Consider the following 26,264-nt stretch of genomic DNA (forward strand, 5'->3'; position numbering starts at 1 on the left):
TTATTGCTCTCCGCATATCAGCAGCCCATCGTCGAATACGCTGCCCATCAGGATCTGCCCGCCGATCGGCGCCGCCACGCTGATCGCCGCCAGCGCCTGGCCGTGGCTCTGGTAAAAAATCCGTGAGCGCTCGACCGCGCCCTGTGGGCCCAACGCCAGGCGCCAGACCAGTGATGGCGAGCGCGCTTGCGCATCCTTTTGATAGGCGGACAATTTCAACAGTTTCGGATGCGCGGCCACCAACAGTCCATCGCCCTCGGGCATGATATTGTCGACGCCGTGCAACCCGGTGAATCGCCCCAGCAAGACGGGTGACGCCTCACCCGGCCGCCATGCCCAACTGCTCACGGCACCGCTGGTGGTTTCCGCCACATACAGCCGCCCCCGTTGCGGGTTGTAGTAAATGCCGTTGGCAAAGTGCAACCCATCGAGCAGCGTATGCTCCCCCGCGTCGTCGACCAGCAAGACCCTGGCGAGTGGCAGGCGCAAATAGTCTTCCGCGCGCCCAAGTCCCCCGGCATAGGCATGGTCGCGCGTCAGCAGCCAACGGGATCGATCAATCACGCTGATGTCATTGATATTCTTGCCGACGCTGCGCGACAGCTCAGGCTGATAAACCAGCCGCATCGCCGCCCGCTCAAAACGGAACGTTTCGATGCGATCCCCCTGAGAGCCGTGGCTCACTGCATAAACCCACGTCTCGGCGTCCTTTTGCCACACATCGATGCCATGCGGGTAAAACTCGGGCGGATAGTCGCCGGGCAAACGCAGGGGCGCCTGCCCCTGCTGGACGTAATAGAGCGCGCCCGGTGCCTTATCATGGCGATTCAGGCTGCTGACCAGCGCGCCCCCCTCCTTCAACGGCGCGATGTCCTCCGCCCCGCTGATCCCCGATATTTTTTGGCATTGCCGCAGGTTAATATCCTGAACCCGGTAGAACGCGCCTGCGTCAAACAGCAGATTGATTACATACGCCAGCACAGCGACAGCCAGTGCTACACCCATCAACTTTTTCATCATGCTTCCACGGTAACCGGTGAATAAAACTGCTGATTTACTGCGCTCACACCTTGTTCTGCCAGAACCGCGATCGCAGCCAGATACTGCTCCAGTAGCGCTGAGGCGGTTTGCTCGGTGAAATAACGCGCCTGATAATCAAGTTCAATCGACAGCTCGTCGGCCATTTCCACCACGTTCATCATCAAGGGGAATTCGACCGCGTTGACCGGCAGCATCGACAGGCTGGCCTGCCACTGGCGCATTTCCGCCAACGGCGCAGGCGGTTCGACATTGAACGTGGCAATCAGAGGCAGTGGCGCCTGCTCGCCATGGAAACAGCGGGACGGCAATGCCGGAGCCTCACGCTGCGCCAGCACCGCCTGATGCACCCTGCCGACAAACTCTGGCCACGAAGCGCTCTCGGCACTGTTGAAGCACAGCGGCATCAGGCTGACGCATTGGCCGACCAGCCCTTCGCTGCTCTCGAAGTCACGTCCGGCATCCGGCACGGCGATCGGCAACAGAGAGCCGCCGATAAACTTCTCGAGCGTCGATACAAACAGAGCGTTCAACATCACAAAGCGAGTGGTACGCAGTTCTGCGGCAACTTTACGCAGTTGGGCCGACAAACTCGGGTAAGCCAGGGTCTGTTTCAAACGCCGGCCTTGATAGGGTGCTGCTTGCAAAACCACCGGCAGCGCACTGGCGGGATCGAAACGACGCGCTGGAATAGCGGCCAGCCGTTGAGCAACCTCGGCATCATTGGCCGTCTTTTCCGCACGCATAAAACGCAGATAGCTCGGTGCCGCCGACAGCTCAGGGCTAAACCCTGCCGCCAGCGCATCGTAGATATGCAGCAGTTCACGCAGTATCACCATGAATGACCAGCCATCCGCCACCGTATGGTGCGCCGACAACGCCAGGGCCGTTTGGCCGGGCTGGCTCAGCAACAAAACGCGCGCCAGCGGCGCGGCCGTCAATGCGAAGGGTTTAGCGGCAAACTCGGCCAGCCGGGCAGCGAGATCTGCCGACTCGCTGCGTTCTTCAATAAAATCGACATTGGCCCCGCCCGGAACCACCCGCAACTCCCCCGCGCCGTTGAACTGCATACGCAAGGACTCATGACGTTCGCTCAGCAGCGCCCAGGCTTCGGCCAGAAGTGATCCCTCGATTTCACGCGCCGTTTCAACCACGCAGCCAATGTTGCCCGCGCACAGCCCGCTTTCGTCTTTGGCGGCCAGCAGCATAAAACGCTGCTGGCTGTCGGCGGCCGGGTAAGGCGTATTGGGGTGCAAACCGGCGTCACCAAAGAAGCCGTCAACGCGCATGGCATTAACGCTCTCTTTTACCGCCGCGATAAAGTGCTCGATGTCTTGCGAAGAGTGCGCGGTGGACACGAAGCAGTTGCGGCCTTCCCAAATAAAGATGCCGCGCAGCATCAGGTGATGGAACAGAATGTCGTAGTTACCGCTGAATTTGAAACGGAACAAACTGCCCGCCGAAACGATCTCGATAGGCGTGCCCGTCGTGGCAAACCAGGTGTTGAGCGTTTGCGCGAGGTAATGCGTCTTTTGGTTGATGTCGTCATATAACCCGGGGTGGCTCTTGATATAGTCGAGCACCGCTTTGCTGGCCGCCATGGTCAGGGGGTGTTTGGAGAAGGTCCCGGCAAAGAAAATCAGTTCGGATTGCGGCCAGGACTCATCGCCGTATTGCCAGAAACCGCCGTCAATGCTGTCCATAAAGCGCGCCGACCCCGCAATGGCGCCAATCGGCAGGCCGCCGCCGACAATCTTGCCGTAGGTGGCAATATCGGCCTGGACACCGTAATACGCCTGCGCGCCGCCGGCAGCCAGGCGGAAACCGGTAATCACTTCATCGAACATCAAGGCGATATTGCGTTCGGCCGTCAGCTTACGCAGCGCATGCAAATAGTCGCGCGGCTGATGATCGGGATAGCGGCTTTGTATCGGCTCCACAATGACCGCAGCCAGTTGATCGGCATACTGGGCAATCAAAGCCAGGCTCTCTTCGCTGCCGTAGTCGAGCACCAGCAGATCCTCGACCAGGGACGCCGTCGTCCCTGCGGCGATCGGCACTGCCCGCTCCGGGGTTTCGCCCCCCTGTTGGCGCCCCAGGATGCCATCAAAAACGCCGTGATAAGAGCCACTGAACAGCGCCACTTTATTCTTGCCCGTTACGGCCCGCGCCAGGCGCACCGCGCTCATGACGGCTTCAGAACCGGAGTTACAAAAAGCCACGCGCTGCTGGCCCGTCAGCTCCGCTATCAATGTCGCAACTTCACCGGCCAGAGCGCTCTGCGGCCCGATTTGCATGCCTTGCGCCAGTTGTGCGGCAACGGCCTGCTGCACGCACTCCGGTGCATGCCCCAACAGGTTGGCACCAAACCCCATGGTGAAATCAACGTACTCGTTATCGTCGACATCCCAAATACGGGAGCCTTGTGAACGCACGCCCACCAGGGGGTACAGCATTTCCTTGGTGGATAAACGAAAACCTGCCGATGCCCGGTTATCTGCCAGCACGGCGCGGTACTGCTGCGCATTGTGCCTGGAGCCAGAGGTTTTGCTGACAAACTGCTGCGTCAGTTGCTGTATATGGTTATCGCGCTCGGCCCCCAATGAGGTCTTTTGGGTTTCCTTTTTAAACCAGCTACTGTGGGCGCCGGCTTTGGCCGGTGCAGCGGTGGCCGCCGCGTTATTCGCCACGGCCGGTGGAGGAAGAGCCTCTACCGGCGCACTTGCCGGCACCGAAGGCAGCGCGGGTGCTGAAAGCGGTTGAGCATGGCCGCCGCTCAACAGGCGCAGCTGTTGCGACATAACCTCTAATTGCCGTGCAATCACCCCTTGCAACGCGTCCGGTGCCGCTGCCGGCATGGCCCATTCGTGTTCGATCACAGAGGGTGGCGCGGGTGCCGCCGAGGCTGCAGCTTGCGGCACTACCGCCACAACCCGGCTTTCACTGGCCACAGGTTCAGGCTCCGCCACTTGCGCACGCTCCACAACGAAATGGATCACCGCATCCAGCGTGTTCAACTCTTCAAACAGCGATCTCAGCGGGATCACCACGCCATAGCGATCCTTGATGGTATTAATCGCATCCAGCAAGACCAGCGAATCGGCCCCCATTTCCAGGAAGGGCAGATCATCATCCAGAGCTTCGGGCGATGCCCCCAAATACCCGGCAATGATCGCTTTGATTTCGGCGCGTAATTGATGTTGTTTTGACATAGCGTCCTCGTATGAAGATGGTGGCAGCGTTGGCTTTTCATCGGCCAACCAATAGGTTTTCCGACAGAATTGGATGGCCGGCAGCGTCAACGCCTCGCGGCTTGTTGCGCGATACAGCCTGGACCAGTCGATGTCATGCCCTTGCTGCCACAACGAACCCAGCAGCGTCAGCAGTGATTGGTATTCATGGCGATGATCAGCGGCCGCCAAAATCGGTTGGCTGCGATCGGTGGCGGCGACAAACTTGCCCAGCGAACTGTCGGCGCTCAGATCCACAAAGGTATATTTCCCTTCCTCTCGCAGCGCCTGTATGCCTTGCAGGAAATGAACGGGTTGCCGGATTTGTTGGCTCCAGTAATCGGCATCGGTGTGCCGGCGCGGCAGAGCGTCCAGATTGCTGTAGAAAGGGATATTCCCCTCGGCAAAATCAATATGCTGCGTCAACCAGAGGCGATACGCCGGCAAGATGGGAGCCATCAGGTGAGAATGGAATGCGTTGGTGGTTTTAATCCGGCGGGCATGGCCGCCTTGCGCTGAAATCGCCTGCAGGCAGGCATCGATCGCCGGCGAACTGCCGGTGATGGTGGTCAGCGTCGGCGTATTGAACGCGGCAATATCAATATCGTCGGCCCAGGGGGCGATACAGCGACGAACCTCGTTTTCGCCGCTGAACACCACCGCCATCGAACCCTGTTGCTCCAGGCCGGCCATCAGATTTGCACGCTGATGCACCATCGCCAGCCCTTGATCCAGCGAAATCTGGCCGGCGACAACCGCAGCGCAATACTCACCCAGGCTATGGCCAATCACCGCCGCCGGGCGTAGCCCGAACTGCAACAGGCTATCCGCCGTGGCATAAGTGCAGGCAAACAGGGCCAACTGGCAGGTTTTGGCGCAATGCTGCCAACTGTCGTCCTGCGCATGCAGCGCTTGCCGAATATCAATTTGATACCGTTCCTGAACGGTATCAGCCAGGCTATCGAAGCGCGTGCGGTAGTGCGGCAGGTGCTGGTATAAAGCCGCCCCCATACCGATTTGCTGCGTTCCCTGCCCGGGGAACAACCAGACCTGCGGGCGCGGTTTCTCCACTTTATTTGCGGTAAGTTGCGCCATGTTTTCTGCCAGTTGCCGGCGGTTGGCGCCATAGGCAAACCCACGATAGCGCGGGTGGTCATAACGGGTATTGACCAGGCGACACCATGCCGGGACGTCAACGTCGTGTTGCATTTGCAAGGTGTTATAAATGCCGTCACGCTGCGCGCTGAACCCTTGTTCTTCGTGCGAGGCCACCAGCAGCAGCGCCAGCGGCTGGGCCGCCTCATCGCGCTTCGCGGCCTGTGGACAATCACGCAGTATCACGTGGCTGTTCGTCCCGCCGAAGCCAAAACTGCTGACGCCGGCATAACGTTGCCCCGCCGCAGATTCCCAGGCACAAGGCTGGCTTCCCGCTACCGCCACCCGGCGGCTAATGGCGGCGATATGCGGATTTTTTTGTTGGAAATTCAAATGAGGCACGCGCTGTTGGCCATGCAGCATCAACGCGGTCTTCACCACCCCAAGCACGCCGGCGGCGGCTTCGAGATGGCCGATATTGGTCTTGACCGACCCCACCTGAACCGGTGCCGGTTGGCTACGCTCGGCAAACACCGCTTCCAGCGCCTGATACTCGATCAGGTCACCCAGCGCAGTCCCGGTGCCATGCGCCTCCACATAGTCGATTTGATTGCCGTCGATGCCCGCCTCGGCCAGCGCACGCGCGATCACCGCCTGCTGCGATGGCCCGTTAGGCGCCGTGATGCCGTTGCTGCGGCCATCCTGATTGATGGCGCTGGCAACCAAGGTGGCATAAACCCGGTCACCATCGGCCAATGCCTGCGCCAGGGGTTTCAACACCACGATGCCGCACCCCTCGCCACGCGCATAGCCATCGGCGCGCGCGTCAAAGGTTTTGCACTGGCCGTCCGGTGCCAACATCTGCGCCTCGGTGAAGACCTTTTGCAAATGCGGCGTCAGCGCCAGATTCACGCCGCCGGCAATCGCCAGCGAACTGCGCCCCGAGCGCAGGCTTTGCATGGCCCCGTCGATGGCCACCAGCGAAGAGGAACAGGCGGTATCGATGGCGACGCTGGGCCCTTTAAAATCATAAAGATAAGATATGCGGTTGGCGGCAATGCTGTGCGCGTTACCCAACCCGCTATAAGCGGAAACCCGGTCGCCCGAGACCAGGGCATAATCACTGGCGCTGATGCCGATAAACACCGCGGTATCGCTTCCCCGCAGCGCCGAAGCCTGTAATCCCGCATCGGTCAGTGCCTGTTGCACGGTTTCCAACAGCAGGCGATGTTGCGGATCGATATACTCCGCCTCACGCGGCGAAATACCAAAGTAACCGGCGTCAAAATCGCTCACGCGATCAAAAAAACTGCCTTTGCGGTTAAAACCGCTGAGTGCAGAGCCGGCCCAACGATGAGCCGGTATTTCCCCCATGGTGCTTTGCCCCTGTTGCAACATCGACCATAGCGCCTGCACGCCGCTGTGGCCCGGCAGTTCAACCCCGATGCCAATCACGGCGATATCCTGGCCGGCCACGGCCATCGCAAGTGCTTCCGGTCGCTCAGCGGGTTGCAACAGACCCGCAGCCAGCTTGTTGATCGTCGGATAATCGTAAATCAGCGCCGGCGACAGCTCGCGCCCCAAATGTTGTTCCAACTCGCCGATCACGCCAACCGCCTGTAACGAATTCAGGCCAAAGGCGGTAAAGGCCTCATCCCACTGTTCTTCACCGACAGCGCTGTTGACCGCAGTGCCGATGATACCGGCGATAAGCGCGGCCAGAGCAGGCTCGCTGTATGAGGCAACGTCGGCAACCTGGGCCGGTGGGGGCTGTACGACACGGCTGCGCCATTGCACCGCCAGCTCATTTTGCCGGTACATCTCTCTGGCGCGGGTTCGTTGCAATTTGCCGCTGGTCGTACGTGGAATGCCCCGGCGGCCGACCCACACCCATTCCCCCAGGGTAATGCCGTGCCGCTCGGCCACCACGGCATTCAAACGCCGGTTCAACGCAGCGGTATCCAGGGTCTCCCTGAGACGCTCCGGGATCTCCAGCAAGGCTACCGCTTGTTCCGTTTCGGCAACTTCGGCGGCGAAGACGCAAACGGTTGCGTCTGCGAGCAAAATATCTGCTCCCCTGAGGGTTTCCTCGATGTCCGTCGGGTAATGGTTTTGCCCATTGACGATCAACAGCTCTTTCGCGCGCCCGGTGACGTACAGCGCCCCCGCTTGCAGGAAACCCAGGTCGCCACTGCGTAACCAATGCGCCGGATCGGGCTCGATACGCGCCTGGAAGGTGGCTTCTGTCGCCGCCGGGTTATTCCAATAGCCGGCCGCAATGCTGGGCCCACGTAACCAGATCTCGCCGGTTTGGCCGGCCGCAAGCGGTTGTAGAGTGTCGGGATCGACAATGCGTACATCGGTGCCGGGCAACGCCTCGCCACAGTTGACGACCTCCCCCGCTTTTTCTTCGGCGATCGCCATCCCCTGGCCTTTCTCCCTGCCGGTAACGATCAGCGTGGTTTCCGCCATGCCGTAGCAGGGTAAAAACGCCTGCGCCCGGAAACCGGCAGGGGCAAAATGTTCACTGAACTGGCGCAACGTGGCTGGGCGGATCGGCTCCGCGCCGCAAAACGCCACATCCCAACAGGAGAGATCCAGGCCTTCGGCCTGCTGCGGGCTGATTTTGCGCACGCAGAGATCGTAGGCGAAATTAGGGCCGCCCGAGGTCGTCGCACGGTACTCCGACACCTGCTTTAGCCAGTTAAGCGGGTTTTTCATCAGCATCATCGGCGACATCACCCGGCAAGGGAATGCTCCGAATACCGGCTGCAGTAGGCCGCCGATAAGCCCCATATCATGGAAATGCGGCAGCCATATCATGCCGCGGCTTTCATGGTGGTGACCAAAATAGTGATGAATGGCCTGCGAGTTGGCCCACAGGTTGCCATGAGTGACCATGACCCCTTTTGGCGTACCGGTTGAACCCGAGGTATATTGCAAAAAAGCCACATCGTCATCGCTAACCGGTGCAGGATTAAACTCCCCTGAAAAATGGCTATCGAGATGCTGAAGGCGGTATCCCGCCGGCAATGCCACTGCGGGCAGTGGGTCAAAGGTGAAAATTAGCGGCGCCAGCGGTAAACCGAGCGATATTAAGGTTTCAGCGCCTTTTCCTGTGGTGACGATAAATCCCGTTTGCGCATTGCGTAAAACCCCGCTAAAACGCTCCCACGCACTTCCTGAGGCCTTGGCCGGCATAGGGACAGGAACGGCAATCATGCCGGCATAAAGACACCCGAAAAATGCGCCAATAAAATCTTCGCCGTCGGGATAAAGTAAAATAACCCGATCGCCACGATGACCGTATTGCTGAAGCGCGCTGGCCAGAGATGCGGCGCGCTGATGCAATTGTCTGTAGCTTTGGTTGCTTATTTCTTTGGCACTTCGCAAAAATTCAAATGCCGTCTTGTCGGTATGTCGAACAGCAAGCTCGGGCAATAGTTGGTTGAAGGAATTAAATCCCCTGTTAAACAACTGATGAGACGGCATAATGATTAGCTCTTTATTCTCAATATAAAATATGAAAAGTTAAATTAGCCCGAAATTATTTTGCGGCGCGGCCGGCAAGCAGATCGTTGCAGAAGTCATTCCATACCTTCAGCCACAAATCCACACGTTGTACCATTTCCTCAAAACGATCTTCCGTTATTGCCTGGCAGAATAAAATCCAGGCATCTTCAGAATGGCCGTCTTCAATCGACTCACCGGTTTCCGTTTCTACGTGAATGCTGTGATAACCGCGGGAGACATCGATGTCGGTCGCCACGTCCACGCTCTTCGCCCAAGGCGTCGCAAAATCATGGAACACCGTTTCCGCAACGGCCAGCAGCGCGACCAGCTGCGGGTAATCGCCGTAGGCATTTTCAAAGGTCGCGCGGCAAGCCACAGAACTGGACATCGGCATCCAGGCTTTCACCTCGTTCTCGCTCATGCCCAGCTGTTCAATGGTATTGAAGAATTGCACATAGTGCGCCAACGCTGGCTGCCCGTTATAGCTGCCGTCACTGCCGGTCCCCGGGTGGAAGCCCAGTTCGTCCAGCAGGTTGATCTGCAGCAGGAAACGCGCGGCCATTTTTGCCCTGGCACCCAGGCGGCCTTCCAGCTGTTTTGCCGAGCTCAACGCTTCGATCACCGCATCGGTAAATACCTGGGCAAAAGCATGATAAAACTCCAGATGGAATACTTTCATCTGGTTGAGATCAAATTCACCGCCATTCATTTTTGACAAGATAGGATTTGTCATCAACGGATGCGATTCAACGCGATCAATTAATCTCTTTGCGAACTTATGATTACGCTGATAGTTATTCTTTTCTACCGTTGCAGCAATAGCGTCTCTGCCGAGTTGGCGTGCACTCAGTAACTTTTCCATGATTAGCATCTCAATATAAAGACTACGATTGATAGATTACAGGGCGGATACCCTGCCTACTGCCATAACAACTAATGCAAACATCCCACAGCTAAAAGGAATAACCTGAATATATTTGAAGGGTAAGTAAAAACAGGCGGCAATCAGTAATACAGGGATACCCACAGAAAGAATGACCATGCATATCGCTGCATAATACTTGTAGATATAAGGAACCTGTAAATCGTCAATGCTCATTCCATAAAGCATTGATATCAATGGCAGCATGATAAAAGCGATATGCGCCAATCTCAGCATTCTGCGGTTTAAATCGGTGTAATTTTCGTGCCCTTTAGGTGCCCGAAAAGGCCCCTTAAAGGCGTACATCCCCATTAAGCCCCCCATCATAATACCCACCACAATACCGCTCCACCCAAAGGCAATCAGCATCTCACCGAGATTAACCACTTTACTTCTCCTGTTTATTATCACCACATAGACAAGGTGCTTACGCAATCGCAAGCACCTTTATAAAAAACATTTATTTGAATAGCTTAAACTTTATAAATTTATAAAGCTGGATAATTAAAAGTCGGTAAATTGTTTAACCTTGGAATAATGAATCGGCTGTTCAAATCCCGGCATTCTGATACCGTTCATGTCGATCTCGACTTCAGCCTCATTTATGCCATGCTGCCCAAAAAGATAGATAACCTTCAGTTCACCGCGTGAGGCCGCCGCATCATAAGCCGCCACCTGCTGCTGTACCTGTCTCCTACGTTGCAGGTAGTCGGCAAAGGCCTGTTCGCCGTGCCGTTTGCGCAACCACTGCGCCGTCAGTTGCGGTGAGTAGACCACGCCGGTGGCATTGTTTCCGCCAAACCCTTTCGAGTTGATAAAAGCGATCTGCGCCTGTTCGGCAGACAAAGGCCGATCCTGGGTCGGGATCAGTAAGCGAGCGTCATTCACCTGCGGCGATATCTGAGACAGGCTTTTGATTCCCGGCAAGATGCCGTACTTAAAGGTGCCCAGGCAGCTAATCAACTGATCGCCACTCGCCGGCCCCAATGAGTGCCCCAGATAGGATTTCACCGCCGTAACGGGCCATTGGTTAATGGAGAAGGCTTCGGCGACTCGGTCAAAGATTTCGGCTTCGGACACGCAGTTTTTTGGCGTGCTGGAACCGTGCGCCTGAATGAAAGAGCCTTGTTGTACACATTCCAGCCCGGCCATCGTGACGGCAGAAGCGACAGCCTTCGCCATGGTGATGTAATTGCCCGGCCCCGGCGAGGCGATGGAGCGTTTATAGCCGTCGGCGTTGATGAAAACATCGCTCACCGAACCGTGAATCTCCGCCCCCAGCTGCAACGCCAGCTCATCATCCATCAGCACGATATATTGGCTGGACTCGGCAATCACAAAACCGCAGCTGTTGCCGAACGGGCGGCTGCTGTTGCGCCAGTCTGCCGTTTCGGTTTCGTCGATACGTTTGAGCTTGCTCTCCGTCGCCAACGCCCCCATCGCATCGAAGCCCTCGATCACTTCCGGGGTGATCGGCGCCTCTGCGCTCCCCACGATCGCCACGCGGATCCTGCCCGCCTTGATATCTTCCGCTGCGGCATTCAGGTTGTAGAGAAAGGTGGCGCAAGCGCCCAGGGTAGCGCTGGTGTGCCCCACACTGCCCAACACATAGGCATTCAAAAAATCGGCGCACATGCTGTTCAGGCCCAACGGGCACTGTTTGGCGCTGACGCGGTGGCCCTTCAGGCGCGATTGCAGCATACCGCCAAACCCCTGGTCGTCGAGCTGCCCCAGAATATTGCCGGAATACACCCCTAACTGATCTGGCGCAATCGCCGCCCGGACTTCGTCCCACGGGATCCCCAGGGCATTAATGGCATCGGAGGCCGCAACGATCGCCATCTGCAACGCACGGGGATGAAACTGCGAGCTGTAGTGGTCGCCCGGCCTGAATCCCTGCGGCAATTGACCCGCGGCTTGCGCTTCGGTGCGCAGCGTGACGTCGATTTTGCAATCCATCTCGCCGCGAACGGTAATGCGCACCAGATCGTTCGTGAGCGGTTCAGCCCGCCACCCCTGCGGCAGAGGCTGGGGCACCTGCCGGCTGGGTAGATCAAAACTCAAAGGTTCGGCACCCGCCGCCATATTCAATTTGGCATGGCTGGCCACGGCATCGACGTCAAAATACTCTTTGGCGATCTTTCTGATCAATGTGCCTTGCAACACGGCTTCTTTTATTTCAGCCGCAGCCTGTGCGGCTGAGCGTATATTCCCTTCCGCGTTACGGTAGCCTTCGTCCTGATATTCAAGCAATCCCATCAGTACTGCTAATGATAATAGCGTCTCTTGCTGCTGGTCCTGCGGCAAAGCGTCCATGACCATGCGACGAAACGCGTGGTGCGAAGAGCTCCGACCTGCGGGACCGTAGCCACCGAATGCGGTTATGACAGGTAACTTGACCATAGAGTATCCTAGCCTTTCTGCGGCATCGTTATGCCTTCACTTACTTTAGATAATTTACAGATATCAGTTTACAAAGCGTGGGCAAAAGCTATTATGAAAATCCGGCCAAAATGCAGACTTTTTTGGCCAAGACGGGTGTAGCAGTAATAATCCAATAATAAATCAGGTATTGATTGGAAAATGATAAATACAAAGATAGGATTTGTATTGTGTGAGCACATGCTGAGTTCCGGCCTCAGCCTGCCAATAGAAATGTGGAAAGCAGCAGCGAGTAGTTATTTCGCAGAACAAAGAAACAATCATAAAAATCAAGATAAATACGCACTTACCTTATGTAAACCTGAAAGCATCCTCAGTATTAGCACGATCGGTATTAATAAAAATCCTATACCGACACACAGCGGTTTTAGCCTGATTGCCGATGACGTACTGGAAGACGATGCCGATTACGATATCATCTATCTTCCCGCCATCTGGCGTAATCCGCGCCCTATTGTGAGACGAAACACGGCCATCACCCGGTGGCTGACAATTCAGGCGGCAAAAGGCACGCGGATAGCCGCCGTCGGGACCGGTTGCTGCTTCCTGGCGGAAGCCCGGCTACTGGATGACCAACCGGCCACCACCCACTGGCACTATTTCGAACAGTTCGCACATGATTATCCCGAGGTTAATTTAAAAACAAAATACTTCATCACCCAGTCCGAGAATATTTTCTGTGCAGCCAGCGTTAAGGCCCTTTCCGACCTCACCATTCATTTTATTGAGACCACCTACGGTAAAAAAGTGGCAAACCATACGCAACGGACTTTCTTCCACGAGATCCGCAGCCACTTTGAACGCCTGTGTTACCGAGAAGAAAATAAGCCTCATCCTGACGAGGATATAATCCAAATCCAAACCTGGATAAAGGAAAATTGCACGACAGACTTACCGATGCAGAAACTCGCCGATATGGTAGGCATGAGTTTGCGCAACTTTAACCGCCGCTTCAAAAATGCGACCGATATTTCGCCCTTGCAATATCTATTAAAGGTTCGGATTGAGTCCGCAATCAATATGTTACAAACGACTAATTTAAGTATTCAAGAAATTGCCGCTCTGGTGGGTTACCAGGATATTGCGCACTTTAACCGCCAGTTCAAACGCATCTCCAGCGTTTCGCCCGGTGATTATCGCAAAACCGTTCGCGCCAAGATGTTCCGTGCCGAACACCCCACCGCTGAGGCTGAATCAGAGTTTTAACCTGAAGGGGCCCCGCAAGGGGCCCCAATCACATCTCATGCTCAATCAGTCAGCTTTCGCCGCTCGCTCAATGGCAAGCGCCACAGGTCGTAACGTTCTTCTCCCCGTTTAACGCTTCCCGCAAAGTGATCATTCAAGCTGCTCGAGGTAAAGATAAGCTCTCCTCCTGGCTGGATAGCCGGCGTGTCTGGCCAACGTATGCCCTCGTCGGCGGCGAGCAGCGACATCACCCTGCTCTTGGGATCAAACTTCACGATGCCATTGTGAGTGACGTCGGTAATATAAAGGTTGCCGACGGCGTCGGTCACGATGCCATCGGTATTACCGCCGACGGAGCCAAGATCCTGGATTTTTGCGGCAATCTGTTCATCTGTGGCCGCCGCATTGCGCAACATCTCGGTCGGTACCGCATGAGCGTGCGTGCCTGTCGTCACTGTCCAATACAGCGTGCGGCCATCCGGCGACAAGGCGATGCCGTTAATGCCGATAAGTAACGGGTTACCTGGCCAAACGTCTGCGCCATGCGCAACGACCTTCACGCCCGCCTCAACCTGCAGGCTCGCGTGCCGGTCGAGTACCCGGCGGGCATTGCCGGTGGCAAAATCCACCACGATCAGGCCGACCTTATTGTTCGGTGCGCTGCGCGAACCGCTGTCGGAGATATAGGCAACGCGACGGCGCTCATCGACGACAATGTCGTTCAGGAAGCTGCCTTTGCGGTCGGCCACGCCATCCAGGCCGATGCGCTTGATCGTTCGGCCCGACTTCAGATCCAGCACCAGCACCTTCTGCGAGCCGGCCGGAGCCTCGGCTTCGCCGGCGACGAAGCCCATGTCCAATGCCCACAACCAGCCGTTCTCGCGATCGACATAAAAGCCCAGCACATTGCGCAGACTTTGCTCCGGCGCGGCATTCACGGCGTTGCCCTCGCGGGACGGGAATGCCGCCAAGCGTGCGGGGCCGGACGTGGCGCGGGTGTCCAGAATGCTCAATGTGGCAGGCGCAGCGGCGGACACCAGACGCGGCGTACTCACGAACGCGGTGCCTTGCTTATCGAAATGAATACCGGCGATAGGCGCGTTGACCGACCCGGAAAAAACAACCGGATCTTTGCCACCTTTGGGCGATTCCCAGCTCACACCGGTATAGCTGCGCCAGCGTTCGAGGGTTGGTGAATCTGCCGCTATCGCCGCGTTTTCGAAAGACAGCAGAGCCACCATGGCCATGGCGGAAAGACGAAAGAAATGTTTGGGCATAAACGTGCTCCGTTGAAGGTAAGGAAAAGCGGTGAATGGGGGCTCAGGCGTTTTGGCGAGGCTGCAGTAAATCCCCCTTTAATAAGGAATAGGGAAATTGTATTGATAACTCTCAGGGTGATAAATTGGCTTAATAGACAAAGATTTGTTCTTTAGAGGATAAGATGAGCCGTAAATTTGACTACCTTGGGGATGTAGAGGCTTTCATTGCGGTGAGCGAGAAAGGTTCTTTTACTGCGGGTGCCGTGGCGCTTTCCACCACGGCTTCCGTGCTGAGCCGGGCCGTTTCCCGCCTTGAAACGCGCCTGGGGCGACAATTGCTGCATCGAACCACCCGCCATCTGGGCCTGACCGAAGCCGGGCGGCTCTACCTGGAGCAGGCGCGATCGGCATTTCAGCAGTTGGACGACGCCGGGCGCGAGATCCAGGGGTTGGAAGGCGAACTGACCGGTCGCGTGCGGATAAGCGTGCCCACCACTTATGGGCACTACCGTCTACCGCCGCTGCTGGCGCGCTTTGCCCAGCAGTACCCGCAAGTCCGGGTGGAGTTGAATATCACCAATCGCAATGTCGATTTGGTCGCGGAGGGTTTTGATCTCGCCATCCGCCTTGGCGACTTGCCCGACAGCGGCCTGGTCGCGCGAAAGCTCGAGGATGCGGCGTTGCTTTTGGTCGCCTCACCCGGCTACCTCAATCGCGCCGGTACCCCCAAGACATTGGAAGAATTGGAGCGGCATATGTGCCTGCCATTCGTCATGCCACGCACCGGCCGGCTCGCACCCTGGGTATTTCGCAACGGTGAGCGTGACGTTGACTGGCTACCCAGCTCATCCATCGAAATTTCGGATGACGTACTGGGTGTGGTTTCCCTGGCCGAACAGGGTATCGGTATTTGCCAGAGCTATGAATTTATCGTTCACGACCGAATGGAAAACGGCCGGTTGGTGGAAATACTGCCGCATTTGCGCGGCCGTTCACGCCCCTTCTCGGTGGTATACGCACCGCATCGCCGCCAATCGCCGGCAACGCGAGCGATGATCGAACTGCTGTGTTTATAGGGGGGTTGGGGGAAATGTCTATGAGGTCGGGGGTAGTTCCACCAGCTTAGCGATAGTCTCCTGCATGCCCGATTTAACCATGGCGATGATCTGGTGTTCGGTGAATCGGGCTTTACGCATGGCGATCTCCTCAGGAGATATAGTCAAGAATGTCGGAAGATCTCTAAAAGTGAATGGTTCGGTTTGCAGGGATACTTACAGTTTAATCTCGTAAGCTTGCAAGCCCAATTTAGATATACTTTTCGTTAAAGGTAAAAATTAGGAAAAGAATTCGGCTTGCACCATTTTTGAGCAAAGTAATCAGTCTTCCTTACATGTCCAGGAATACCACACGTTGACCACTGTGATTCTAAAGTAATGAGTTAGCCTTGCTTTTTAGTTTTCGATAAAAGTAGCCGATAACCTTAATATTTGACAAAAGGCTAGTTGCATCTTTACGGTGCAGTTGGTTTTTTTTCGCACTAAAAGTGTTCAAAAATAAATTACCAACTTACTGATTTTTTTTTTAAAAAACAGATTGATTATTGTCTTCGTGGCATGCCAGTGTATGTTCAGAGATGCGAAGTAACCTGACGCGATTTGTTCAACAGCTTGATGTGCATCGTTAACAACGGCCGTGATAATAGCGTCGTTTTTTTTAGCCTTATCCATGCGAACGACCGTTCGTTCGTATTGTGTAGTATTTAATATCAAGGTACTCGTATGAGCGAACTGACCCCTTCTATAGCAATTATCGGTAGCGGCCCAGCGGGATGTTATAGCGCGCAGTTTTTGAAGAAAGCTCTGCCTGATGCTGACATCACTGTGTTTGAAGCGTTACCTGTACCTTATGGCCTCTTGCGCTACGGAGTGGCCGCTGACCATCAGGGAACAAAGAACGTTTCTGCACAATTTGAGCGGTTGTTCAGCCGTGGTGGAGTGCGCTTTATAGGAAACGTCGAAATTGGCAAAGACATCAGCCTCGAAGAGCTTAAGGCGGCGTTCGATGCGGTGGTTATGGCAACAGGGCTCAGTGCTGATCGCCAACTGGGGATTCCGGGAGACGACCAACCGAGTGTAATGGGTGCAGCGCAGCTGCTAAGAGCGCTTAATGGTTATCCCAAACGCGATGAGCGTGTCGATCAAGCGCCACGCCCTTTAGGTAGCAGATTGATAGTGATTGGTAACGGCAATGTTGCAATGGATGTGGTGAGACTGATCGCGAAATCAGAAATCGAGCTGGATGGTTCGGATATTAATGATGAGGCAAAACGTGAGTATGATATCCGTAGCGTCAATCATATTGACGTCATAGGCCGTTCTCCCATTGATGCCGCAAAATTTGACCTCGCCATGTTGCGTGAGATTTGTCATTTGCAAGAGGCTGTGGTGAGTACGGCAGATCAATCTCTTTCGATCAGTTGTCCCGCGGCAGATCTGCTGCTCAGCACGTTAGCAGCAAATACAGAGAAAAAAGGAAAGGTCGCGATCCGCTTTCACTTCAATACAACTCCCCTTTTAATTTCTTCACGTAATGAAAATACCGTGTTGACGGTGAAATCTAGTGACGGTGGTGAAGTTAAGAACTTCCTGTGCGACTCAATTATTACGGCCATCGGCTTCTGCCATGCACCTTCAGATCGATTTGAACCGGCCACTGACATTTATTACACCGGCTGGGTAAAACGGGGACCGAACGGCACAGTAGCTGAAAACAGAAGAGATGCAGCTGAGGTCGCGGCGACAATCGTAGCTAATTTACGTAAAAGCAAGGTTGGTAAAGGCAAGCCTGGTTTCTGCGCGATTGAGGCAGTTATCCAGCACAAAGCCGTATCGTTTGAGCAATGGAAGCTTTTGGATCAGCATGAAATTCTCTCTGCTCCTCCGGGTCGGTGCAGGAAGAAAATGACTTCTGTAGAGGAGATGCTTGCCGTCATGACGATGCCGTTTTCGGTTGCGCAATCGGAGATGAATTGAGCATTTAGGCTTTCTTTTTTAAGCAAAAAAATGCAGTAACTTTAGACAAATACTTTGCTGAGGTTGATATGTTGAAAATTATTTTTGGAACAGAAAGTGGTAACGCAGAAATGGCAGCAGAAGACATGGTTGCAGCCTTGAACGAATCAGGTATTGAAGCCGCAGCCGTCGCAATGGACACCTATGATGTGGCGCTGATTACACAGGAAGAACACGTCATTTTGATGGCATCCACTTATGGCGAAGGAGAACTGCCTATGACCGCCGCGCCGTTTTACGATAGTTTAAAAGCGGCTTCTCCGGATCTGTCGGGACTGAAATTCTCCGCGTTCGGCTTAGGTGACAGTTCCTACGAAACTTATAATCAAGGAATTAAGTCTCTGATTTCCTTGATGAGGGAACTGGGTGCAGTGGAAGTAGGAGAAACAGGCTTCCATGATGCAACTCTGCCTTATAACGTGAGTGACATGGCGGTATGTTGGGCCAGTCGTCAATTTATTGTAGCTTAATTAACGAGGAGAGCCGCTATGTTTGCACATCCAGAAAAACAGGATAAATACTTCCCATGGGCCGATCGCCTGTTTCGTGTTAATCCCTATCCCTGGTACGATAAAGTTCGCGCAGAACATCCAGTGTACCGTATGGAAAACGGCGAAGTGGTATTGACACGTTATCATGATGTAATGAAGTGGCTGAAAGCCCCACTAGGTGTGACGCATTTCGGTAATGGCCCTTGGAACAATTTCGACAATACGGTACTGAACTGCGATCCACCGGAACACACTACCTTGCGTCGATACTCCAATAAATGGTTTACGCCTAAACTGGTCAATCAGTTTGTCACCGTGGCAACGGAGCTTGCTGAAGAGGCGCTGGCTCGCTACAGCGATGGCGGCATCATGGATGCCTTTTACGAGCTGGCGGTGGTTCCTCCTCATGCAACCATGTGCCGCGCGCTCGGTGTACCAGAAGATGATGCCGGTTTAATTTACCGCCATTTTCTGACATGTACTGATGCACTTGGCCATAGTGTAGGACAGGATGATACCGATAAGGCTGCGCATTCGTTCAATTATTTGTTCGAGCGTTGCGCGTATTATATTGCTGAGAAGCGCCGCAATCCCAATGAAGGACCGCAAGGTCTTGTGGATGATTTTCTGAAGCTGGTGGATGAAGGTAAGCTAACGGAACGTACCGTTCTGGAGACGATGGTGCTGTTCTATGGTTCAGGCTCGCCAAACCCTGCGACCGTCATTGCTTCTGGCCTGAACCATTTTGCTCGCGAGCCGAAAATATTCGAGCTTTATCGGACACAGCCTGAAGAACGTAATGCCATCATTAACGAAATGCTGCGCCTGTATCCGGCCGAAATTTCCATGATCCGTTATGCGACAGAAGATACGGAAATTGATGGTATTCCGGTAGTAAAAGGCACGCCTGTTCGTTCAGTGATTGCGGCGGCGAATCGTGACCCTGAATTCTTCGAAAATCCACATGAGTTCAATCATAAACGCCCGCCTGAAACCAGCATGAACCTCACGTTTGGCGTGGGCCATCACGCGTGTGCTGGGCAGTTGATCAGTCGCGCGGCTATCCGGGCCGTGTTCGATGCCGTCGCAAAAAAAGCGTCCCGCATTGAAATCGCTGGTGAAGCGGGCCTGGCGCACACTGACCGCGTACGTGGTTATCTTTCACTCCCGCTGCGCATTTACTAATCGTTAAGCCTCTGAAAAACGGGAAACTATTTTAGCTCCGGTCATTAAATCATTGTTATGAAAAGGGTAAAGAACATGACTGTTTCATCAACTCTGATGATATCTGTTAGTATGGCAATGCTGATAGTTTCGAGTCTTTATGCATGTTTTATCCCTTATACTGCTGGGATGTAAAGTTTTTCGAGCCGTAAATGAATCAGCTTAATGTCCTTCGAAAGCAATTACCCGTTCTTTACTGCAGGTCATAACTTACCCAAAACCAACCATGGTCCAAAATTGGTGTTTATCAGGCCGCTCTTAAGGGGCCTGACAGGCATGATTTTCGTTTAGGTTATGTGTGTTTTTTGAGGTAAAGTGAGCTTTTCTCTGATCTATGCGGTAATTATGTCCTCCCTCAGTACAACAAAAGAAATGCTGCAGCGACTGGATGCTTATCTGACATCCTTTGAATGGGAAAATATCACCAAAAGTAAGCTATCAATCCTGCAAGCCTTCCTGAAGCTTGCTACCAAGAATGGTTACGATGCTGTAACCATGCGTAGCCTAGCAAAGGCAGTGAATCTAAAGCCACCTTCAATTTATTCACATTTTCCTGATGGGAAGGATCAGATAGTCTCCTCTGCTTTACGCTGGCATTACTATTCATTTGCCATTGCGGTTAAAGAAGGGTTGAGCCAAAGTCAGACCAAAAGCGAATATTGGTCAGCATTGATTCGTGTACATATCACTCAACAGATTAAAAACCCCGAAAATGACCTGTTTGATATGCTGATGTCAACAGATCGTCTGGGCGGTATTTTGCCCTATGAGCTTCGTTCAGAGATGCTTGAGTGGCTGGCATTCTGTGATTTTATGTATGAGTCAATTGCTACAGACTTTGGCATTGAAGACGCCAACCAGAAAGGGGTATTAATTCGGGTTACTTTGGATGGCGCAAACTCTTGGTGGAAATGGGATGGCAGTGAAGAGAATTTAGAACAATGTATTCAGTATGCAGAAAAGATAGCGACGGGTATTCTTAAAATTAGTTGAGAGCGACTAAATGAGATGAGCCACATAGTGCAGCTCATCTTTACTATGCTGTACCGCTTACATATGTGTTCTACCAAGACGAGCATAAACATCTGGTCTTGTTTTTTTATAAATTCGTGCCAGACCTGCGCCGATACACATCACACCAAGCAGACAAAACAGCATCCATCTCCGTTCACCTGGTACTCCACCTACTAACAAATCGAAGTTTTTCATCACCAGCGCGGTTAACCCGATAAAAAAGCTTCCCGAAATCGCTGGTGCGAAGAACAGTTTTCCAAAATTAAGTGTACTTTTCCTGCCTTGTTTGAAGTACCAGACCAGAGATGCAATACATACTACTGCCATCAACATAATAATTCCTGCGGTACCTACACCGGAAAGCTGTCCATACAGAACTTCAGGTTTTACGCCACCCATGATAAAGGGCATCATCACCAGTAAGACCAAGCCTGAAACGCTAAGTGATGCAATATAAGGAGAAGAATGGCGTGGATGAACTTTGCGTAACACACGAGGAAATGCACCATCAGTGCCTAGGTTGTATAAATAACGTGACAGCACGTTATGAATGGAAAGCACTGAAGCGAATGATGATGTCATTACTAATACGGAAACGGTCAAGCTAACTTTGGGGCTAACAAATTTTGCCAGTGCATCTGAGAACATGGTGGCCGGGGAGTTCTGAGCTACCGTTCTAACTTCTGGACCATAAGCTGCAATCAGAGCGAAGGCGCAAATAGTATAAATGGCCCCAATAAAGATGATGGCGCCAAAAGTAGCTCGTGGAATGGTTTTCTCTGGCGATCGGACTTCATCGCGAAAGAGGGAGGTCGCCTCAAATCCTATAAAGAAAGAAACAGCAAAAAGCATGGCGAAAGGTGTATTGACCCCCTCAGCAGTCAGGCCAGAAACCGAAAATGGCATTAATACGGGGATGGCAATGTTGCCGCTGCCAATCACGCTGCCAGAAAAAAAAAGACAAATGATTACTTCTGCCAGCATTACCCAAGTAAGGACTTTGGCGGAAAGCTCAACATGTAGATATCCCAGCAGAGCAACAGCAGCCCAGCAGATGATGGAGTAATAGTACCAAGGATATTGTAGTCCAGTCACTCCTTTTACCAATTCTGCTGTCGCAACGCCAAAATAAGAGGCGACTCCAGTCAGGATAAGGAAATAGGCGACAGCAGCCATTAACCCAGCTCCTAGCCCTGTAGATTTTCCCAAAGCGAAGCTAATGAAAGCATAGAAATCGCCAGGTTTTTTGATCACTGCAATCAGCTCAGTATAACCGATAGCAAAAATCAGAATGACTGCTGTTACGATTATAAACATCAATGGCGTTGAAACACCGCCAAACATCATTGCAACCGGAATATAACCTGCAACGGTAGTTAACGGGGCAGAGAATGCCAGCACCGTCAGTGCCAAGCTGATAATGCCCATCTGCCCGCTGAGCTTATATTCGCCAGCGGTTGCAGGAGTGACAACATAATCATTGGTTTCCAGGCTCATGTTAGTTTCTCACACAGATGAATGGTTTTAATTATGAAAGGCATAGGACTCAACATTTATTGGTCAAATGAATGTTGATACCAAACACCAATACGAACGACCGTTCGTAAGTTAAGCAAGCGACATGCCAAAGTTATAAAGCCTGTATTAGCAGGGATATCTCAGGGGGTATGTTTAAGCAATGCACCTCGAAGGTGCTTAGCATGAAGGAAATGCACCAAGATGATTACCCGTTAGTGGTAGGCCACTGCGAGAAAGTAAGAGAAATGAAAAATGTCCATCAATGCCGAAGGCTAATGGGTAGCTCCTCAAGCGGTAGTGTAAGCCCCATTAATTACCAAGTCTGAGCCATTGACGTAAGACGATAAAAGCATCCATCCATAACTTGCCATCGCGCAGCGTCAGCAAGGTAGCCATGCCGAATGCCGCGAACGAGCCATAAAGTGCTGACGCATTGGTTTTCATCCACAGCAAAGTCGCCTCGAGAAACCCCGACGGCAGGTGTTGGTTATTCATTGCCCGGCTCCGGGTTTCAGAAAGTAAAAAGCCCCGGCGGATGCCAGGGCTTAGATTAGGTGTCGGTCTTTCCCGACTGTCACTTCACATCAGAGGGGCACACTCAGAATATACCCAGGATAGGGATCGATAGTGCATATCAAAACTAAATGCGCCCTTTTGCTGTGCCTAATAGCAAAAAACCCACCGGCTGAGGTGGGTTTCATTTTTGGTGCTTGATTCTCAGTGAAGCTGATCTTTGCTTATTACCAGCAATCGATGCGAATGACAGTCGCGATCATCACCCCAACAGAAATCAGTCCAAGTTCCATAGAAATCATCCCACGAGGTCATGAAAGTCAGAGGACGTTCTTCCTCAGTGCCATCTGACACATAAACATGGTAGCCATCCGCCTGAATTGCCCATGCAATCATGCCTTCCCAGAATCGGCGACCGTCGCTGGTCTGCTCGCTGTCGGAGACCACGATAGAATGACTTTCCAAGAAATATTGGAAGAACATTCTTGGCAAGCCTGTAACAGCAGAAGTGTACTGTGGCTGAACACTCCGCCAAACCATAATCTGGGTGCAGCTTCTTCTACCGGGCACGATGTTGTCCATGAATTCAAGACGAACAGCGTAGACCGTCACCGGATCTGGAGAGTCGGTAACCAAGCGGTAGTGGTCTTCAGTACGCGCTTTTACGAGGCGATAACCGTGAGGCGTCGTGTAGCCAGGCAGCGAGAAGTCCACAACGCCTTTCTGCATGAAAGCTGTCGTGTGCTCGATGTTGTTGGCTGTGACGTTCAGCTTGGTGTTGAAACCAGCCTCAGGGATATTTAATGGCATTCTCGTGTTCGCTGTTTGTCTGTTCATAATGTCCTCCAACATTGCCGGAGTACTTCTGATAAGAAGGCCGAAGCGTTTTAGGCTTCGGCTATTTCATACAACTACGGTTGTTTAACGAACAGTGTAACGCCTAGCCGTGACCTCTTCAACTTCTAGTTGAATTATCTCGTCTTGTAGAGCGCCATACTCATCGCCATAAAGAGCAAAATGAAGGCAGGTTACCCTATTGTCAAGAAATGCGCCTTTTAGATGGCTTTCTGTTTCGTTTAAAGGGCATAAAATTTTTCATGTTTTCGCACCCTATAGAAAGCGCTCCAAGCCTTGTTGTTCCATACGCCAGAAATAACAAAGCCCGCACAGAGGCGGGCCAATTATGTGTTTGTACATACGACGGTACGCAGACGTCCTGGTGGCGGAGTAACACCAGCGGTGAGGAAAATGCGCGTTGACGATAACTCAGCATGGAACACAGGAAAACGGCGTGCAGGGATCACTGATTTCCGTTTCCATGACTTGAGGCATACCTAGGCAAGTTGATTGGTTCAGGCAGGGGTGCCACTTTCAGCGCTACAAGAAATGGGGGGGTGGGAGAGCATAGAGATGGTTCAGCGTTACGCTCACCTTTCCCCTTCCCATTTAACCGAACATGCGAGAAAAATTGACGAAGTCTTGGCGGGCAATGTCACTAATCTGGCACTTTTGGAAAATGTGGCCGTTGGGGAATAAGCGTAAGCCATTGATTCTAAATGGTACGCCCTACAGGGCTCGAACCTGTGACCTACGGCTTAGAAGGCCGTTGCTCTATCCAACTGAGCTAAGGGCGCATTGAGATGCGGCAACCGGGGGTTGCGGGTTGGGATTATACGGTCAGAGGTCACTGAGTCAATGCCTTTTCATGACGTTACGGCGGCAGCCGTGCTTTATGGCGATTTTTCACCCATCCCCCGTGCCGCCCATTGGGCCAGCACCTTCATTTATCTTGGGTGAGATCCGGCAGCAGGCTGCTGCTGCGCTGGGCCAGGCCGCGATCGGCGGTGGCGGGAAGGCGTTCCGATTGCTCCTGCCCTGCCGGGCGTTGCAGGCAAACGCGGGCCGAGCGCACCACCGCGTTGATATTCCCCCAGTCGGCGTGCTGCGTCGTCAGCAGGTTGCAGGCCGCCGTCAGTTGTTGGTTAAGCGCGGCGCTGACCGGTTCAGCATTTAACGAGGCGTGGCCCAATGGCATCCACGCCAGCAGCATACTAATACCCATGAGTTTTCTCATGCTCGCAGCCCCCGGCACAACGCATGCAGCCGCGCTTTCCATGAAGGCTGCGCTTTGTGTACCGCTAGTTTGTGCAACGCAATCAGCTGCGCCACATCCGCCGGGTGCAAAGAAGAGTCGAACACCGTTTCACCAACGTGCTTCGGTTGGCTATCAATCGGGCGGCGCAATGAGTGCAGCCGGGCGATGACCATCATGATTTTTACTCTCGTAGCGCAGTATGAATAATGCCAGCTTACTCAGCAGCCGGTAAAAAAGGCGTAGAGGATCATTCCGTTGGCATAAAAAAAACGTAAATCCCCACCGGCAAACGCCATCGATCGCGATTCAACGCCTGACAGCGCGCTCAGCTTCTGACAAAATAGCGCCATCCCCCGCTTTTCTTAATTGATGGATTTCCTCACTGATGGCAGCAAAGATTATTGATGGTAAAACGATTGCGCAGCAGGTTAGAAACGAAGTGGCTGAGCAAGTTAAACAACGTCTGGCGGCCGGCAAACGCGCCCCGGGCCTGGCGGTCGTGCTGGTTGGCGAGAACCCGGCGTCACAGATTTACGTCGCCAGCAAGCGCCGTGCCTGTGATGAAGTGGGCTTTCTCTCCCGCTCTTACGATCTGCCTGCCACCACCAGTGAGGCCGAACTGCTGGCACTGATCGACAAACTGAACGCCGACGGCGAAATCGACGGCATTCTGGTGCAGTTGCCGCTGCCGGCCGGCATCGATAACGTCAAAGTGCTGGAACGCATCCATCCGGATAAAGACGTCGACGGTTTCCACCCGTACAACGTCGGTCGCCTGTGCCAGCGCGCGCCGAAGCTGCGCCCCTGCACCCCGCGCGGCATCGTCACCCTGCTCGAGCGTTATGACATCGACACCTACGGCCTGAATGCCGTGGTGGTTGGCGCATCCAACATCGTTGGCCGCCCGATGAGCATGGAGCTGCTGCTGGCCGGTTGCACCACCACCGTGACCCACCGTTTCACCAAGAACCTGCGTCATCACGTTGAAAACGCCGATCTGCTGGTGGTGGCGGTCGGTAAACCGGGCTTTATTCCGGGCGACTGGATCAAACCGGGCGCGATCGTGGTCGATGTCGGCATTAACCGTCTGGAAAGTGGTAAAGTGGTCGGTGACGTGGATTTCGATGCCGCCAGTGAGCGTGCAGCCTACATTACCCCGGTTCCGGGTGGCGTTGGCCCGATGACCGTTGCTACACTGATCCAAAATACCTTGCAGGCCTGCGAGGAATATCACGACGTTCAACCTAAATAAGTAAGGCAGTATGGAAACTTTTAATCTGGATAATCACCCGCACGTCGAACTGTGCGACCTGCTCAAGTTCCAGGGCTGGTGTGAAAGCGGCGGTGCCGCCAAAGAAGTCATCGCCGAAGGGTTGGTGAAAGTGAACGGCAAGGTCGAAACGCGCAAACGCTGCAAAATCGTCGCCGATCAGGTAGTGGAGTTTAACGGCGGCCAGGTTGTGGTTAAGCCGTAAGCCCCGCTCCATAGAAAAAGGCGCTGATCATCAGCGCCTTTTTTGTTTGCGGTGACCCGTCCTGAATAGCGTTGACACGTTTTCGACTTAAATCCGGAGAACGTGATAATGGCTGAGTTTAAACGCACACAACGTGACTATCCTTTGTCTTTTAAAATTGCTGTTGTTGAGCAGGTTGA

19 protein-coding genes, 1 tRNA gene and 1 pseudogene are annotated in these 26,264 nt (G+C 53.6%); 9 read left to right on the forward strand and 12 right to left on the reverse strand.

The window, feature by feature from the left end:
- The 5 genes from D4100_RS08880 to D4100_RS08900 form a co-directional block, all read right to left on the reverse strand.
- The gene (locus D4100_RS08880; RefSeq protein ID WP_006319848.1) at positions 1–1,017 is read right to left on the reverse strand and encodes an SMP-30/gluconolactonase/LRE family protein; all 1,017 of its coding nucleotides are present in this window, start codon (positions 1,015–1,017) and stop codon (positions 1–3) included.
- Positions 1,017–8,855 (reverse strand): type I polyketide synthase, encoded by a 7,839-nt coding sequence (locus D4100_RS08885; protein ID WP_119804069.1) that lies wholly within the window; start codon positions 8,853–8,855, stop codon positions 1,017–1,019. Before D4100_RS08885 ends, D4100_RS08880 begins: the two co-directional genes overlap by 1 nt.
- Positions 8,856–8,910: 55 nt before the next feature.
- Positions 8,911–9,609 (reverse strand): hypothetical protein, encoded by a 699-nt coding sequence (locus D4100_RS08890; protein WP_237141114.1) that lies wholly within the window; start codon positions 9,607–9,609, stop codon positions 8,911–8,913.
- Positions 9,610–9,774: 165 nt separating this feature from the next.
- The gene (locus tag D4100_RS08895) at positions 9,775–10,185 is read right to left on the reverse strand and encodes a hypothetical protein (protein ID WP_119804070.1); all 411 of its coding nucleotides are present in this window, start codon (positions 10,183–10,185) and stop codon (positions 9,775–9,777) included.
- Positions 10,186–10,302: 117 nt separating this feature from the next.
- Positions 10,303–12,201 (reverse strand): beta-ketoacyl synthase, encoded by a 1,899-nt coding sequence (locus D4100_RS08900; protein ID WP_119804071.1) that lies wholly within the window; start codon positions 12,199–12,201, stop codon positions 10,303–10,305.
- A 219-nt stretch (positions 12,202–12,420) separates the two neighbouring features.
- Here D4100_RS08900 and D4100_RS08905 point away from each other — a divergent pair, with 219 nt between their 5' ends.
- A complete protein-coding gene (locus D4100_RS08905) occupies positions 12,421–13,446 on the forward strand; it encodes a GlxA family transcriptional regulator (RefSeq protein ID WP_244941650.1) in 1,026 nt (341 codons plus the stop codon).
- Between the two features lie 41 nt (positions 13,447–13,487).
- Here the strand turns inward: D4100_RS08905 and D4100_RS08910 are convergent, their stop codons facing one another.
- Entirely contained in the window at positions 13,488–14,702 is a 1,215-nt protein-coding gene (locus tag D4100_RS08910; RefSeq protein ID WP_119804072.1) for an L-dopachrome tautomerase-related protein, read from the reverse strand.
- 164 nt (positions 14,703–14,866) lie between these two features.
- On the opposite strand from D4100_RS08910, the gene D4100_RS08915 reads away from it, so the two are divergent.
- The 5 genes from D4100_RS08915 to D4100_RS08940 all read left to right on the forward strand — a co-directional run bounded on the left by D4100_RS08915 (position 14,867) and on the right by D4100_RS08940 (position 20,463).
- Complete coding sequence (locus tag D4100_RS08915) at positions 14,867–15,760, forward strand: LysR family transcriptional regulator (RefSeq protein ID WP_119804073.1); 894 nt, start codon at positions 14,867–14,869, stop codon at positions 15,758–15,760.
- A 702-nt stretch (positions 15,761–16,462) separates the two neighbouring features.
- Positions 16,463–17,716 (forward strand): FAD-dependent oxidoreductase, encoded by a 1,254-nt coding sequence (locus D4100_RS08925; protein WP_119804075.1) that lies wholly within the window; start codon positions 16,463–16,465, stop codon positions 17,714–17,716.
- Positions 17,717–17,784: 68 nt separating this feature from the next.
- A complete protein-coding gene (locus tag D4100_RS08930) occupies positions 17,785–18,225 on the forward strand; it encodes a flavodoxin domain-containing protein (protein WP_119804076.1) in 441 nt (146 codons plus the stop codon).
- Between the two features lie 18 nt (positions 18,226–18,243).
- The gene (locus D4100_RS08935) at positions 18,244–19,431 is read left to right on the forward strand and encodes a cytochrome P450 (RefSeq protein WP_119804077.1); all 1,188 of its coding nucleotides are present in this window, start codon (positions 18,244–18,246) and stop codon (positions 19,429–19,431) included.
- 354 nt (positions 19,432–19,785) lie between these two features.
- Entirely contained in the window at positions 19,786–20,463 is a 678-nt protein-coding gene (locus D4100_RS08940; RefSeq protein WP_147417749.1) for a TetR/AcrR family transcriptional regulator, read from the forward strand.
- A 57-nt stretch (positions 20,464–20,520) separates the two neighbouring features.
- On the opposite strand, the gene D4100_RS08945 is transcribed toward D4100_RS08940, so the two are convergent.
- From D4100_RS08945 to D4100_RS08955, 3 genes are all read right to left on the reverse strand, one after another.
- The gene (locus tag D4100_RS08945) at positions 20,521–21,981 is read right to left on the reverse strand and encodes an APC family permease (RefSeq protein WP_119804079.1); all 1,461 of its coding nucleotides are present in this window, start codon (positions 21,979–21,981) and stop codon (positions 20,521–20,523) included.
- 330 nt (positions 21,982–22,311) lie between these two features.
- Positions 22,312–22,497: a hypothetical protein gene (locus D4100_RS08950; RefSeq protein WP_119804080.1), complete on the reverse strand. Its 186-nt coding sequence runs from the start codon at positions 22,495–22,497 to the stop codon at positions 22,312–22,314.
- Between the two features lie 222 nt (positions 22,498–22,719).
- Complete coding sequence (locus tag D4100_RS08955; RefSeq protein WP_119804132.1) at positions 22,720–23,352, reverse strand: hypothetical protein; 633 nt, start codon at positions 23,350–23,352, stop codon at positions 22,720–22,722.
- 333 nt (positions 23,353–23,685) lie between these two features.
- Between D4100_RS08955 and D4100_RS08960 the strand changes: the two are divergent.
- A pseudogene (locus D4100_RS08960) lies at positions 23,686–24,051 on the forward strand (tyrosine-type recombinase/integrase); the annotation flags it as partial.
- Positions 24,052–24,072: 21 nt separating this feature from the next.
- On the opposite strand, the gene D4100_RS08965 reads toward D4100_RS08960, so the two are convergent.
- From D4100_RS08965 to D4100_RS08975, 3 genes are all read right to left on the reverse strand, one after another.
- A tRNA-Arg gene (locus D4100_RS08965) sits at positions 24,073–24,149 on the reverse strand.
- A 146-nt stretch (positions 24,150–24,295) separates the two neighbouring features.
- A complete protein-coding gene (locus tag D4100_RS08970; RefSeq protein ID WP_037432345.1) occupies positions 24,296–24,589 on the reverse strand; it encodes a hypothetical protein in 294 nt (97 codons plus the stop codon).
- Positions 24,586–24,786, reverse strand: a complete 201-nt coding sequence (locus tag D4100_RS08975) for a hypothetical protein (RefSeq protein WP_006322345.1) — start codon at positions 24,784–24,786, stop codon at positions 24,586–24,588. Before D4100_RS08975 ends, D4100_RS08970 begins: the two co-directional genes overlap by 4 nt.
- Positions 24,787–24,995: 209 nt before the next feature.
- Between D4100_RS08975 and folD the strand changes: the two genes are divergently transcribed.
- Complete coding sequence (gene folD / locus D4100_RS08980; protein WP_006322343.1) at positions 24,996–25,862, forward strand: bifunctional methylenetetrahydrofolate dehydrogenase/methenyltetrahydrofolate cyclohydrolase FolD; 867 nt, start codon at positions 24,996–24,998, stop codon at positions 25,860–25,862.
- 10 nt (positions 25,863–25,872) lie between these two features.
- Positions 25,873–26,085 (forward strand): ribosome-associated protein YbcJ, encoded by a 213-nt coding sequence (ybcJ, locus tag D4100_RS08985; protein WP_006322341.1) that lies wholly within the window; start codon positions 25,873–25,875, stop codon positions 26,083–26,085.
- Positions 26,086–26,264 lie beyond the last annotated feature (179 nt).

It is taken from the genome of Serratia inhibens, from assembly GCF_003591175.1.
GTDB classification, from domain to species: Bacteria; Pseudomonadota; Gammaproteobacteria; order Enterobacterales; family Enterobacteriaceae; genus Serratia; species Serratia inhibens.